The organism is Chthonomonas sp. (assembly GCA_016788425.1).
GTDB lineage: Bacteria > Armatimonadota > Fimbriimonadia > Fimbriimonadales > Fimbriimonadaceae > JAEURQ01.
In genome coordinates this window covers 341,552-355,795 of record JAEURQ010000004.1, presented here as the reverse complement: position 1 = coordinate 355,795, position 14,244 = coordinate 341,552, and the positions used below count along the sequence as shown (strand labels likewise).

The following is a 14,244-nucleotide window of genomic DNA, read 5'->3' as shown; positions in this document are numbered from 1 at the left end:
CTGAAGACTTAGGAGCAACTCGGTGACACTCAAAAATCTCAAGCTCGGCCACAAACTTACGCTGGCCTTCCTCGGCTTTGGCCTCATTCCGGCCCTGCTCATTGCTTGGCAAATCAAGTCGGTGGGGGCAGAAATTGGCAAGTCCTCCGGCCAAAAGCTAGAAGCTCAATCGCGAACGGTGATGAGCCGGATCGAGCGCAACCTCTTTGAGCGCTATGGTGACGTGCAGGCATTCGGTCTCAATACCGAGGTTTACGAACGCAAGAATTGGTACAAGCCGAATGGGCCCATCAGCGAGCTCTTCAATAAGTACCTTTCGGTCTACACCCCCATTTATTACGCCACGGTGTTCGTGGACCTCAACGGCAAGGCGATTGCCGTCAGCACCAAAACCGACACCGGCGAAGCCGCCAACACGCAGCCGTTCCTCAGCCGAGCTTACGGTCAAGAAACTTGGTTCAAGAATCTGAAGGCGGGCACATACCGCACCGGCGAAGGGATTGATGGCACGTGGGTGGATGATATCGAAACCGACGCGACCATCAAGGAAGTTTTCGGCGGCTCGGGCGCAACCATGCGCTTCTCCGCTCCGGTCAAGGACCGTGAAGGTCGTCACATCGGCTACATGCTGAACTTCGCCAAGCTGGACCTGATTGAAGCAATCTTCCAAGAAGCCTACAGCGAGATGAAGGATGCTGGGTTCAGCACCAGCAGCTTTGCCTTGATCAAGTCGGACGGCACCCTGATTACTGCTTACAACCCCGCCAAGAACGGCAAGGACTACAAGCGCGACGACACATTCCTGACCCAAAATCTCACCCAGCAGATTCCTGTGCTAAGCAAAGTCGCGGCCGGAAAAGCCGGCCTGAGCGTGAACGGCGAAAACGGCGAAACGATTGTCGGCGCCCAAAAGTCGCAGGGTGCCCTCGGCTACCTCGGCGTCGGTTGGACGGCTAGCGTCTCGGCCAACAAGTCGGAGGCCTACGCGGCAATGGTCTCCGCAACGCGCACGACCCTGTTCTTACTTCTGGGCGCGGCCGCGCTCATCATTCTGCTGGCACGAGCCTACGCAAAGCGCATCACGAAGCCCCTCGTCGAAATGTGCGGCGCGATTGACCACTTTAAGTCCGGCGATCTCAACGCCCAGGTCAACCACAAGGGCGAAGACGAAATCGGCAGCCTCGCCGACGGGTTCCGCACGCTCTTTGGACGCCTTCAAGAATCGGTCGCCTGGACCGATCGGATTGCGCAGGGCGATCTGAAGCAGGCTCCGACCGAAGGTCTCGACGCCCTCGGCAGCGCCTTCAATTCGATGCTCGCCCGCATGAACACGACCATTCTGGCCATGCAGCAAGCCAGCCAAAGCGTCAGCACGTTCAGCCAGGAGGTTGCGCAGTCAACCAACGAGATCGCGACCTCGGGTCACGAAGTCGCCCGCGACAGCGAAGCGATCGCTCACACCGCCGCCGAAGCCTCGCGAGCCAGCGAATCGGTGGCCAACGGCAGCCTCGACCAAACCGCCGCGCTCAACACGATTCTCGAAGAAATGACAGAGATCAAGTCGGCAATGGGCATCGTCGGTGAACATATTCACAGCCTCGCCGAACAGACCACCGAGGCGATCGCCTTGGCGGCCGATGGCGGCGAAGCCGTCAAGGGCAGCATCGCCGATATGCACCTCATCGAATCGAACACCAGCGAGGCGAATGATCGCCTGACCGAGCTCGAAACGAAGTCGCAGTCCATTGACGAGATCGTGCAGATGATTGACGACATCGCCGGCCAAACCAACCTGCTCGCCCTCAACGCGGCCATCGAAGCCGCCCGGGCCGGAGAGCAAGGGCGCGGCTTTGCCGTGGTCGCCGACGAAGTGCGCAAGCTCGCCGAACGCAGCAGCCAAAGCACGGGCGAGATCACGGCGCTCATCGGCGAGATTCGCTCGCTGCTGGGCACGACCGGCCAAAGCATGCGCCAAGCCCACCAAACCGCCGTGCAAGGCACTGAGCGCAGCGCCGACGTGGCTGAGAAGATCGGCTTCGTCATCGCGAAAATCCAGGCCCTGGAAGCGCCGGTGCAAGCCGTCAACTCCGAAGCGACCCGCGTGCTGGAGCTCACCAACGAGGCCGAAAGCGCCTTGGACAACGCCAGCATGATCACCGAGCAAAACTCGGCGAGCGCGCAGCAAATGTCGGCCAGCAGCATCGAGGTCAGCGCCGCGCTCGAACGCATCGCGGCGGCAAACGAAGAGCAGTGCGCCATGACCGACGTGCTCGCCTCGCAGGCGTCGCAACTGAGTTCGGTCTCGGCTCAGATGAGCGAAGTCGCCAGCCAATTCGAGCTGGATCCGGCGTTCACCGCGCCACCCGAAGCGGCCAAGCGGGCCGCCTAAGCAAAGAAGGGCCCGGGTGAAAACCCGGGCTCTTCTTTTCTATTCGGTTCGCAGCGCGACGATCGGGTCGAGTTGCGAGGCGCGCAGCGCCGGATAGTAGCCGAACGCCATGCCAATCACGGCGCTGAAACCGGCCGCGCCGAGCGCCGCGGTCAGCGGAAACACCACCGGAATCCCGCCCTTGGCCGGAAACCCATTGGCCGCCGTGATGGCCGAAACCGCCATGCCGAGGCCATAGGCGATGCCCATACCGATGAGCCCGCCGACCAGCGACAGCACCGCGCTCTCCACCAGAAACTGGGTGAGAATTGCGCCCCGCTTGGCGCCGAGCGCCTTACGTAGCCCAATCTCTCGGGTGCGCTCGGTCACGCTCACGAGCATGATGTTCATGATTCCGATGCCCCCGACCAACAGAGAAAGCGCGGCCACGGCGGCCAAAATCCCGCCCGCGCCGCCAATCACGCCCTGAAACACCTTCAGCACGTTCTCGCTGGATTCCACTTCGTACACCCGGGCGTTGTTCGATTTAAGCATCAGGGCTTGCCAAATCTTCTCCATCGTCGGACCCACCTTGAGGCCCGGCTTGGGACGCAGCGTGATGAGGTCCACGCGGTCGCCTCCGATCCACCTTTTGATCGCCGTATTCAGCGGCACAAAGAGGAGTTCCTCGCTTCGCTCGCCCATGAGCTCCAGCTTGTCGCAGACGCCCACGACCTCCAATGGCAGGCCATCGCAAAGAATCTGCTGACCCAGCGGATCCTGCCCGCCAAAGAGCTTGGTGGCCGCGACCTGGCTGATCACCGCAACGCTCGCGAAGGTGTTCGCTTCCTCGGCGGTGAAGAGCCGCCCGGCGAACATGGTGATGCGGTTAAGTTCGAAGAACTCGGCGTCCACGGCTCGGGTCTTCACGTCCTTCACGCGCACCGACCCTGCTTGCACTTCGCGATTCCCTGCCTCGCGGTACCCGCTCGCGACTTCGACATCCGGAACGCGCTCCATGATGTAGTCCTTGTCCTCAAGTTTCAGCTCAAAGATGCCGCCGTTGGTGTCGCCGGCTTTGAACCCGCGCGTGCTGTACGAAAGGTAAATCGTGTCGCTGCCGATCTTGCTAAACTGGTCGGCGAGGTACGCCTTAAACCCGTTCGAAAGCATGACGATGATGGTCACGCTCATGACGCCGATAATGACGCCGAGCATGGTGAGCAGCGCCCGCAGCTTGTGCAGGCGCAGCATATTAAGGGCAAGCTGAAAGCTCTGGAAAAAGCCCATGGCTTAGTCTCCCGGCCCAAAGCTGGCGCCCTTGCGCGCGGGGCCGGAGAATCCAGGCTTCACCAGCACGTCGCCTTCGCGAAGGCCGGTGACCACTTCCACGTTGGCGCCGGTCTCAATGCCCAGCGTGACCTCGGTCTTCTTGGCCGTTTTGGCGTCCGCGCCGAGCATCACAAACCGCTTGCTACCCTCGCGCACTACGTAGTTCGGCGGGACCACAAAGGCGCTCGGAACCTGCTTGGAAAGGATGGTGCACTTGGCCGTCATGCCGCTTCGCACCGCCGCCGTCGCATCGTCCATGCGCACCTCGACTTGATACTTCACCACCGCGCGGTCGCTCCCTTGGGCGGTTTTCTCCAGTTGGGCCGCGGCGGAAGTCACGCTGGCCGGAGCCACCTTACTGACCTGGCCCTTAAACTCCTTGCCCGGAAGCGCGTCGATCGTGATGGTGGCCGACATGCCCAGGTCAATCTTGGCGACGTCCACCTCGTTGATTTGAATCTTCACGAGCATGCTCGTTCGGTCCTCAATCGAAACAATGGCGGTGCCGCTGCTAAAGCTATTGAGCGCGCTCACGGTCTCGCCGACCTTAATTTTCTTGCTGGTGACGATGCCCGCGATCGGGGCGCGGATTTCGGTTTCGCTCAGCAGACGGCGACTCTCGTTGAGCGCGCTGGCGCTGAGGTCAACCGAAGCCATGCTCTGCGCGTAGCTCGCTTGGAGTGCCTGCACGTCGCGCAGACCCGCTTCGGCGGTGCGCACGTCGGCCATCGCCTGCTCTAGCTCCTTGCGCTTCAGCGGCGTTTGGTTGCGGTTCACCATGGCTCGGTTCAGGGTCGCCCGCGCCTGTTCCACCTGCTGGTCGGCGCTACGCCGCGCCGAAGTTTGTTGCGCGTTGAGAGCGGCCACCCGGTCTTTGGCGTTTTGCAGTCGCACTTTGGCTTGGCTCACGCGGTCGGCCGCCGCTTCCTGCTCGCGCTTGGACGTGTATCCCACGCGTAGAAGCTCGGTCTCGCGGCGAAGGTCGGCTTCGGCCACGCTCAGGCTGGTATCGGCCTCGCGCACGGCGTTTTCGGCCTCGGCCCGTTCAGTCGGCTGCGTTGCGCCAGCCAAGGCTTGTCGAGCCGCGATCGCCGAATTGAGCGCGGCTTGCGCTTCGCTGACGCCCGCCGAGACCAGCGTTGGCTGGGCTTCAAGTTCGATCTGCAATTGCGTAAACCGCGAACGAGCCCGCATCAGTGCAGCCGCCGCGGTCACCCGGCGTTGCTGAATCTCGACCGACGTGCGCTGCGCGCCTGCCTGCGCGCTCCGAAGATTGGCGGCGTCTTGGTCCACCTTGTTCTTGGTCTCGCGCGGATCGATGAGCGCGATCAGAGCGCCCTTGGCGACCACATCGCCTTCGTCCACAAACAGCTTGGCCACGCGACCCCCAGCTTGGCTCTTGACTTCCACCACTTCGGTCGAATCAACGGTGCCCGCCTCAATCACGCGCTGGCTAATCTCGGCCCGCTTCACGGTGAAGGTTTCGTCCTTCACTTTTTCGGGCGGTTTCCCACCACAACTCTTGAAGGCCACAAAGCCGACAACAACAAGCCCCACAATCCACGGCCACTTCTTTCGCATCCTGCCAGAGGATACGCAGTTTCAACCTGGATTTGGGCCCAAGGACTTAGGCATCGCGAAGTTTTTCGTACAAACTCGCGGTCGCCTCTTCGCCCCGCCCTTCGGCCAGCATCTCGCGAAGCAGATTTGCCGTGAGTTCCGTCATCGGCAAGGGCTGTCCGTCCGCCGCCGCGAGCGTGTAGTCGAGGTCTTTCAGCTGGTTCTTATTGCTGAATCCGGGCGACCAATCACCGGCGAGAATCTTGGGGCCGTAATTGTCGAACGCCCAGCTTCCCGCGGCGCCTCCACTGAGCAGCCGATGTGTGGTGGCGATATCCAGCCCCGCGCGCTGAGCGAAGGCGAGCGATTCGCACAGCCCCATGAGCGCTCCGGCCACGCCAATCTGGTTGGCGAGCTTCATCATTTGGCCTTGGCCGCTCGCGCCGACATGCTCGACGGTCTTGCCGTACGCCTGCAGGTAGGGTTCGGCGCGCTGAAACGCAGCCTCGGTTCCGCCGCAGAAAATCGTGAGGGTGCCGCGCTGCGCGCCCATGGAACCGCCGGTAATCGGCGCGTCAAGAAACTCATGGCCCGCGGCTTGAAGTTGAGCGGCAATGTCGCGCGCGACGCTCGGCTCGATGGTGGAGTGATCCACGATGAGCGAGCCCGGCGCAAGGTGCGGCATCAGGCCGGCTACCACCGCGCGGACATCCTCTGAGCGATTGACGCAGAGGCAAATGATTCGGCAGTTCGCGGCAAGAGCGGCGAGATCGGGCGCCTCATGGGCGGCGAGGTCACCGGCTTTGCCGGGGGTGCGATTCCACACGGCGACGGCGTGTCCGTGGGCTAAAAGGTGCCCGGCCATTGGGAGGCCCATCGTTCCGAGCCCGGCAAATCCAATGCGTTCCATACCTCTGCATTATGGAGGAGAGGGTTTTTTAGAATTTATTCACAGTCACCGCGCACGATTTTGTCAACCTTGGGTTAAGATACAAATACTTGGGGCGAAAGTCCCAGGAGGCAATATTATGTCTAAGAGGGCATTTACACTAATCGAGCTCCTTGTGGTCATCGCCATCATCGCGATCCTGGCCGCAATCCTGTTCCCCGTCTTCACCCAAGCTAAGGCTGCGGCGCGCAAGACCGAGGACATTTCCAACTTCAAGCAACATGGCCTGGCCATGGCGATGTACACCAACGACAACGATGGTGCCTTCATGCTTTCGAACTCGGGTGGGACAACCATTCCCGGTTGGGGTTACGGCCCGCCTGACTCGGTACCGTACCAGCAGATGCAGGCGTACATGAAGAACGAGCAGATCACCAAGTGTCCGAATGATCCGTTCTCGATTCAGCAGCGTCTAGCCGACCAATGTCCGTACATGGGTTGCACGGCAGCCAACGCTACTCCGACCCAGCGCGGGTACGCGATCGGGGTCCGTTCGAACATGGGCTACAACTACGAGTTCTACTCGCCCTGGCGCTATATCTCTAGCCCCCGCTACGTGGGCAGCGCAACGGTGACCGAATCCATGGTGGCCCAAACGTCGAACTCGATCACGTTTATCAACTCGATCTGGGATCGCAAAGCAGGTTCGGGCCAAATTACGGGCGGTGGGAACTGGGTTGTTGAAACTCCTTGTTGGCGCGACGCAAATGGCAACTGGCTCCAGCCGATGGCGCAATATGCACCTGGCGTAGGTGACGGTACTTTGTACTCGTACATCTCGGGAGGTACTCAAACGAGTTGGTTCGGAGCCAACGACTGGCTCGTCTACGGCGGTGCCTGGCCTATGCATAACCAAAAACCGATTGCTGGCTTCGCCGGTCTAATGGATGGTCACTGCGTCGTAATGATGGCGGACACGAGCGTTAAGTCGCGAACGATTACCAGCTTGCTTAAGGGTTGCAACCCAACGGGCAACAACTCGTCGCGAATCACAAACACGGACGACTTCATGTGGGACTTGGAGTAGATGCGCAAGCTACTTGTGCTCGCTATCCTGGTCACGGGCTCTGCTCTGCTGAGTTCGTGTGGCAAGGCGGAGGAGTCTAACGACGACCCCAAAGTGATGCAGTCTGGCCTCAATGGGATGAACCCTGAGGCCAAGGCAAAAGAAGGCGGTCCAACGACCGCCACCGACAAGTAGGAACCCAAGAGTTCCCGGCAAACGCCGGGAACTCTTACTTTATGGCCCGTGAAAACCGAGCCAGCATGCGCGCCGGACCGAGGGCGGACATCAGTTCGTACAGCCCCGGACCGGCGAGCTTGCCGGTGAGCGCCACCCGAATCGGCTGCACCACGGGCCCAATTTTCTCGATCCCATGCTCCTTGGCCCAGCCCGTCACAAAGTCGTGACACGCCTCCGCGCTGACCAACTCCTTGCCCGCCAAGAACTCGCCGAGCGCCGCGAACAGCGCGCCGACGTGCTCATGCGCGAACGCCTTCGCCTTCGCGGCTTCGTCAAACTCCACTTCGTCGCGGACAAAAAACTCGCACGCCGGGCCGAAGTCGGCCAACGTGTTGACCCGCTCCTGCTCAAGCTGAATCGCCTGCGCAACCAGCGGCTCGTCGGCGCATGCCACTAGCGCGTCTAGCGAACGGCCCACGCCGCCTTCCAGGTTCGCATCGCGCGACCAATATTCCTGCGTCGTCGGAGCGGCGGCAAAGTCGCGCACCTTGGTCACCAGTTCGGTGGGCTCGACGGCCCGAATGTAGTTGGCGTTCATCCAGTTGAGCTTGCTCATGTCGAATACGCCCGGCGCGGGTTGCAAACCGCCGAGATCAAACGCCTCGGCCAGCTCATCCATGGACATGAGCTCGCGATTGTCGCCCGGCGCCCACCCTATGAGTGCGATGAAGTTGGCCAGCGCGGCCGGCAGGTAGCCCGCCGACCGAAAATCGAGGCACTTGGTGTCGCCATGCCGCTTGCTCAGCTTCTTCCCGTCGGGGCCGTTGATGACCGGACAGTGGACGAAAATCGGGCGTTCCCAGCCAAAGCTATCGAACAGCGCGGCATGCTTCGGCGCGGAACTAATCCATTCCTCGCCGCGCATGATGTGCGTAATCTCCATCAGGTGGTCGTCCACCATGGCCGCAAAGTGGTAAGTCGGCATGCCGTCGCCCTTAATCAGCACGGGATCGTCCACGGTGTTGGAGTCAAACTCCACGCGCCCACGAATCGCGTCTTCGATGACGATAGTGGTGTTGCGCGGAATCCGCTGCCGAATGACCTTTGGCTTCCCCGCCGCCTCGGCCGCCTCGACCTGAGCCGGGGTGGCGTCGCGCCACTGCCCGCCAAAGTAGCCAATGGGCTGCTTGTTGATCTGCTGAAACTCGCGCATCTCGGTCAGCTCCTCCGGCGAATCAAAGGCCGGGTAGGCGTGACCAAGCTCAATCAGGCGCTGAATCTCGCGTTCGTAAATGCCGAGTTCCTTGCGCTCGCTTTGGCGATAGGGAACAAAATCGCCCCCGGCGTAAAGTCCTTCCTGCCATTCGATGCCCATCCAGCGCAGACTTTCGACGATCTCATCTTCCACGCCCGGCACAAAGCGGGTGCGGTCGGTGTCTTCGATGCGCAAAACATGCGTGCCCTTGTGATGCTTGGCAAACAGGTGCTTAAACAGGGCGTCGCGGATATTCCCGACGTGCGGACTTCCGGTGGGACTAGGGGCGTATCGAACTCGAACCGACATCGTGAAGGGTTAAGGGTACCCCGGGGTTCAAAATTCAAGGTTTTGTGCCGATAACATACCCGTGAGTGGAGACGCCGGACGCACACCGGACAATAAATTACCCTCGAGGTTGGGAGCCTATCTAACGGTGTCCAGCCTTGTCGTCGCCATTTTCCTCTCGATTTCGCAAATCTGGGTCAGCAGCATTTATCGCCGCATTGACAGCCTGGAGGCCACGAGCAACCTCGTGACTCGCGTCGGCGCGATCTCGACCGACCTCTCGCTGGCCTCGCAGCATCGGCTCTTGGCTGAGCAAGGAAAGCCGGTGATGCTCTCCAGCCTCGACCGGAAGCTGTGGGACCAGCGCATGGCCACGCTCGACGCCCGCACCAAGGCGCTGGAAAAAGGCAGCGAGGCGCTGGGTGTGCCCGCCTTCAGCGGCTCCGCCTCCTTGGACAAGCAATTGCGACAGTTGGCGGCCCTCTTCCGCAAGTCGCTGGCTATGTGCGACGCCGAGTTCCGCGGGACCATCGGAATCGAATCCCTTGAGCCATTCAAAACGACTCAGGGCGCGATCAACCAAAACGTGCTGGCCGTGTACGAAGAACTCAACCGCGAACGCCTCGGCGAGCAACAAAAGATTTACGTCATCACCATTGGCAGCTTCGTCACGGCTTTGCTCTGTATCCTCACCGTTACGGCGTTAATCGTGCGGCCGATGGTGCGCCGGTTCGGCAGTGCCTACGTGCACATTGCGACGCAAAACGAAGACCTGGAATCCATGAACCAGCGCATGACCGAGCAGCAAAACGTGCTCGTTCAGCGTAACGCCGAACTGGTGGAGTTGCAGGAGCTTCAGGCGCTGCAGGCGAACGAACTCCGCGAGAACGCCGACAAACTTTCCCGCGCCTTGGAGCATAGCCAACAGGCCAGCCAGGTGGCGCGCTTCTCGGCGAGCCGCTTCCAAGAGCTGTTCCAAGGCATCCCCGTGCCCGCGTTTACCTTCGACCCGATCGGCACCATCTACGAGTGGAATCAGGCCGTCAGCCGGCTGTTTGGCGTGCAAGGCTTTGAAGTCTTCCAGCAGAGCATTTTTGGCATCGTGTTTAAGGAAGAAGAGCGCGAGGAGATTCAGGACATCGTGCGCCGCGTGTTCAACGGCGAGAACATCCAGAACTTCGAGCGTGAAGATGTGCACCACGGCATCCGCCGCTTCCTTCTGCTCAACTTCTTCCCGCTGCGCAACTCGCTCAACGAGGTCGTGGGTGGCGTGTGCGCCACGGTGGACATTACCGAGCGCAAGCTGGCCGAGGAGCAACTACTGAACTACCAGGCCCAGGTCAAGGAGCAAATGGGCTTCATCACCGAGCAAAACGTTTTGTTACAGATGAAGCAGCAAGAGTTGGAAGAAGCGAATCAACGTTTGGAAGATTTGGCCAACAAAGATGGACTTACGGGTCTGCTCAATCACCGGTCATTCCAAGACGAATTGGAGCAGGTGTTCCAGGCCGCCAAACAGGGCTACGGCGCGGTTTCCTTGATCCTTATGGACGTTGATAAGTTTAAGTCCTTGAACGATACCTATGGACACCCAGCCGGCGACAAGGTGCTGGTGCAAGTGGCGCGCGTTCTTCGCGAGAATGCCCTCGCCAATGAAGTTGTGTGCAGGTATGGCGGCGAAGAGTTTGCCATTGTCTGCGACGGCTCGACACTGGCCGAAGCGATTGAGATTGCCGAGCGCTACCGCCATGCAATCGAGACTTCGGAGTGGGAGCATCGGCTGGTCACCGCCAGTTTTGGCGTGAGTCAGGCCGAACTCGCCGACCCCAGTCGCGCGGAAATGATCGCTCGCGCTGACCAGTCGCTTTATGCGGCTAAATCCGCCGGACGCAACTGCGTCAAGGCGATCACCGAAGACGATCCTCCCCAACTTCGCATCGCCTCTTAAAAAGATTTTCTCAGAATCTTCTAGAATAGGGCTATCTTGTCCTCAATAGGACAAAGGAGTCACTATGGCAAACATTGAAGATATTGAAGGCGTTGGACCGGCGATTGCCGAAAAGATGAAGGCAGCGGGCGTCGGTTCGGTGGAGAAACTGCTGGAAATGGGCGGCACCAAGAAGGGCCGCGAGTCGCTGGCCGAAGCCGCCGAAGTCTCGGAAAAGCTCGTTCTGAAGTTTGTGAATCACGCCGACCTCATGCGCATTAATGGCGTGGGTCCGCAGTTCGCTGAAATGCTCGAAGCCGCGGGCGTGGACTCGGTGGTTGAACTCGCCGGTCGCCGCTCGGACAACCTCGCGACGAAGCTCGCCGAAGTGAACGAAGCCAAGAACCTGGCCAACCGCACGCCGAGCGAATCGGAAGTCGCCAAGTGGGTGGAAGAAGCCAAGAGCCTCGACCGCGCCGTTCACCACTAAGCTCTCTCAATCAACAAAAAAAGGGTGGCGGACCGTCGGTCCACCACCCCTTTTTCTTTTGTGCGCCGGGCTTACTTCTTCTTGGGCGCGGGCTTCTTTTCGGCCGTCGCCTTTTCGGCTTTCGGCTTTTCGGCCTTGGGCTTTTCTTCGGTGGCGGCGGCTTCCTTTGGTTCAGCCTTCTTCTTGGCGGGCTTCGCGGTGCCGGCTTCCACCATGCTCGCGTTGTTCGTCAGGAAGTCGAGAACCTTCTTGAACACGGCGCGGATTTCCAGTTCGCGGAAGTTGTTCGCCTTTTGCATGGCCTTGACCAGCTCAGCCGGAGCGACTTGATACTCGTAGCTCATCGCGATGAGCATCTCGTTCATGTCCTGGTTGGTGAGGCGAAGCTTTTCCTTGGCGAAGATCTCGCGAGCGGCCACGGCGCGCATCACTTGAGTCTTGGCTTCGGCTTGCCAGTTGGCCAGCATTTCCTCCACGGTCATGCCGTTGGCTTTGGCGTACTCTTCAATCGTGGTGCCTTGCTGTCGGGCTTGTTGGGCAAGCTCGTTCATGCGTTGGTTGGCCACGCTTTCCCACATGGTGTCCGGCACTTCGATCTTGCTTCCGGCCACCAGCTTTTCTTGAATCTGTTCGTGCACCATTTCTTGCGCCATCTGACCCTTTTGCGCTTCGACTTGCAAGCGAAGGCGATCCTTCAGCGCCTTGAGATCGGCAGACTTCAGGGCGGCGAGGTCGCCACCGAGGTTTTGGGCAAACTCGTCGCTCAGCTGAGGCAGCACCACCGCGTTGAGACTCTTCACGGTCAGCTTCCACTTGCCCTTCTTGCCGGCGAGCGCCTTGTTCGAAAAGTCAGCCGGGAAGTCGAGGCTCGCGACCTTCATTTCTTCGGCGTTAAGGCCAGCGATTGCCTTGTCGAGGGCGGCAAAGTTCTTACCGAGGACCAACAGTAGCGTCGTGCCGTCGCCGTCTTCCTTTTCGCCGCGGACATTCACCAAAGCAACGTCGCCATCTTGCGCGCCGCGATCGGTCACGCTTTCGCGCTTGCCCATGCGCTTGCGCAGCTCTTCCAGATATTCGTCCACGTCCTTGTCGCTGACATCCACGGCCGGCTTTTCGACCTCGATGCCCTTGTACTCGCCGAGTTCGACGATGGGAGCCAGCGGGAGCTTGGCGGTGAATTCACATTCGCCCTTGTCGAAGTCGAACTTCGTCAGGTTCACGGCGGGCGAATCGTGGAGGGCGATCTTCTCGTCGGTGACGAGCTTGCGGATCACGGTGTCCACCACGATTTCGGCCACGCGCTGGGCGAGGTCTTGTTGCGGAATCATCGGGGCGATGACGTTCTTAGGGGCGTGTCCCGGGCGGAAGCCAGGCACGCGCATGTTCTTTGCAAAGTCCTTGTAGGCGCGATCGGTGCCCGAACTCACTTGGTCGGGTGTGCACGTCACGTCAAATTGAATGGTGCACTTGTTCAGGTCAGTGCGCTTAACGGTCATCTTGGGGGTCGCGGTTGCCATAACGATGGTCCTAAAGTTGGAACTTGGAAGTGTACCCGATGGCTTGAACCCAGACCGCCGCCGAACAGCGTTCGGCAGTTTTCCACGCAGACATACCAGAACCGGTCCAAATGGCCCATTTCTTTACCAATTCTTATTGATTCTCCACGATGCGGCGGGTAAAATCTTTATCATTCACGCGAGCCTCGCAGGAAACTGCTCGGACCTCGGTGGGCTCCAGTTGGCTCGTCGTCAGTTGGCTATCGAGAGGAATACTCTAACCCATGAAAAAGGCATTTACACTCATCGAGTTGCTGGTGGTCATCGCGATCATCGCCATTCTCGCCGCTATCCTGTTCCCGGTCTTTACGCAAGCCAAGGTTGCTGCCAAGAAGACAGCCGCCATCTCGAACCAGAAGCAAATCAGCCTCGGGTTCATGATGTACACCGACCAAAACGACAGCCAATATCCGCGCCGCTCCGGTTGCGAAGGCGGTACGTCGCTCAACCCGGCCCTCAACACCGGCACCACCCTGCGCTGCGCCGCACCCAGCTTTGCTCACTCGATGACCTGGCAATCGTGGCAAAAGTACGTTCTTCCCTACGTCAAGTCGGTCCCGCTTTTCGAGCACCCGATGCGCACGAAGAACGCCGCTGACTGGCAAAACAACGGTCAACTGCTGAACGCATTTGCCATCAACCTCGGCATCACCGGTGCTGCCGTCACCGCATTCACCAGCACCCCGTGGACGGGTGGCACGCAAGAAGGCATCCCGACCCCGTCGGAAACGATGCTCCTTCTGGAACTGCCGCACACCTACGCCGCTCCGTTCGTTGTCCAATCGGGCGGCCCCAGCGAGCAAACGGTCTATCCGATCGCCATCCGCGAATACTGGCGCGCCATGTTCTTTAAGAGCACGGGCGGCAACAACTGCACCACCACCAACGAAATCGACAAGGTCGGCGCTCCCGCCGATGGCATCGTAGTTGGTCACGCCGATGGTTCGGCCAAGTTCTACAACGTGAACCGCGTCCTCGCGCTTACGCCCACGAACGCCGAATACCTGCCGGGTGTTAGCTTCCCGCAAAGCGCGTTCAGCTCCAACTGCCGCCGCGCAACCTCGGCTTACACCTACTCGGGTGGAAACGCAACGCCGAGCATCAACATCAACTATCCGTTCTGGGGCCTCACTCCCTAATGAAGAAGTTCGGCAAGTGGCTGATCCCCTTCATGGTTCTGGGCATGCTGGCTGGCTGCTCGGGTGGCGACGTGAACGAAGCCGACGTGAAGCAATGGCAACAAAGCGAAGACGACAAGAAGATGGAAGCAGAAGGTAAGGTCCCCGAAGGCGGCCAACCCGACCGCTAAGTCAGACGACCAACTGGAAGGCGCGCC

Annotated in this window: 12 protein-coding genes; 7 read left to right on the top strand and 5 right to left on the bottom strand. The window is 60.1% G+C overall.

Annotation, left to right across the window (positions count from 1 at the left end; all coding sequences use genetic code 11):
* The first annotated feature begins 22 nt into the window (after positions 1-22).
* Positions 23-2,389, top strand: coding sequence for a methyl-accepting chemotaxis protein (locus tag JNJ45_11555; GenBank protein ID MBL8049304.1), 2,367 nt, complete (start codon positions 23-25; stop codon positions 2,387-2,389).
* A gap of 39 nt (positions 2,390-2,428) precedes the next feature.
* Here the strand turns inward: JNJ45_11555 and JNJ45_11550 are convergent, their stop codons facing one another.
* From JNJ45_11550 to JNJ45_11540, 3 genes are read right to left on the bottom strand one after another with little or no spacing between them, the layout of a single operon-like run.
* Positions 2,429-3,658 (bottom strand): ABC transporter permease, encoded by a 1,230-nt coding sequence (locus tag JNJ45_11550; protein ID MBL8049303.1) that lies wholly within the window; start codon positions 3,656-3,658, stop codon positions 2,429-2,431.
* Positions 3,659-3,661: 3 nt separating this feature from the next.
* Complete coding sequence (locus JNJ45_11545; GenBank protein MBL8049302.1) at positions 3,662-5,281, bottom strand: efflux RND transporter periplasmic adaptor subunit; 1,620 nt, start codon at positions 5,279-5,281, stop codon at positions 3,662-3,664.
* Positions 5,282-5,327: 46 nt separating this feature from the next.
* Positions 5,328-6,170: an NAD(P)-dependent oxidoreductase gene (locus JNJ45_11540; GenBank protein ID MBL8049301.1), complete on the bottom strand. Its 843-nt coding sequence runs from the start codon at positions 6,168-6,170 to the stop codon at positions 5,328-5,330.
* Positions 6,171-6,285: 115 nt separating this feature from the next.
* Between JNJ45_11540 and JNJ45_11535 the strand changes: the two genes are divergently transcribed.
* Together JNJ45_11535 and JNJ45_11530 are read left to right on the top strand one after the other, a co-directional pair.
* Entirely contained in the window at positions 6,286-7,236 is a 951-nt protein-coding gene (locus tag JNJ45_11535) for a prepilin-type N-terminal cleavage/methylation domain-containing protein (GenBank protein MBL8049300.1), read from the top strand.
* Positions 7,237-7,410 carry a hypothetical protein gene (locus JNJ45_11530; GenBank protein MBL8049299.1) on the top strand — a complete coding sequence of 58 codons (174 nt, stop codon included), beginning with the start codon at positions 7,237-7,239 and terminating at the stop codon, positions 7,408-7,410. It begins immediately after the preceding gene.
* Positions 7,411-7,444: 34 nt separating this feature from the next.
* Here JNJ45_11530 and JNJ45_11525 read toward each other — a convergent pair whose 3' ends face one another.
* Entirely contained in the window at positions 7,445-8,956 is a 1,512-nt protein-coding gene (locus JNJ45_11525) for a glutamate--tRNA ligase (GenBank protein MBL8049298.1), read from the bottom strand.
* A 127-nt stretch (positions 8,957-9,083) separates the two neighbouring features.
* Between JNJ45_11525 and JNJ45_11520 the strand changes: the two genes are divergently transcribed.
* Complete coding sequence (locus JNJ45_11520; protein MBL8049297.1) at positions 9,084-10,883, top strand: GGDEF domain-containing protein; 1,800 nt, start codon at positions 9,084-9,086, stop codon at positions 10,881-10,883.
* Between the two features lie 64 nt (positions 10,884-10,947).
* Positions 10,948-11,352, top strand: a complete 405-nt coding sequence (locus tag JNJ45_11515) for a DUF4332 domain-containing protein (GenBank protein MBL8049296.1) — start codon at positions 10,948-10,950, stop codon at positions 11,350-11,352.
* A 71-nt stretch (positions 11,353-11,423) separates the two neighbouring features.
* Here the strand turns inward: JNJ45_11515 and tig are convergent, their stop codons facing one another.
* On the bottom strand, positions 11,424-12,869 hold the full coding sequence (tig, locus tag JNJ45_11510; protein MBL8049295.1) for a trigger factor: 1,446 nt from the start codon (positions 12,867-12,869) through the stop codon (positions 11,424-11,426).
* A gap of 263 nt (positions 12,870-13,132) precedes the next feature.
* Between tig and JNJ45_11505 the strand changes: the two genes are divergently transcribed.
* Both JNJ45_11505 and JNJ45_11500 read left to right on the top strand, forming a co-directional pair.
* A complete protein-coding gene (locus JNJ45_11505; GenBank protein MBL8049294.1) occupies positions 13,133-14,047 on the top strand; it encodes a prepilin-type N-terminal cleavage/methylation domain-containing protein in 915 nt (304 codons plus the stop codon).
* Complete coding sequence (locus tag JNJ45_11500; GenBank protein MBL8049293.1) at positions 14,047-14,217, top strand: hypothetical protein; 171 nt, start codon at positions 14,047-14,049, stop codon at positions 14,215-14,217. Before JNJ45_11505 ends, JNJ45_11500 begins: the two co-directional genes overlap by 1 nt.
* The last annotated feature ends 27 nt before the right edge of the window (positions 14,218-14,244 follow it).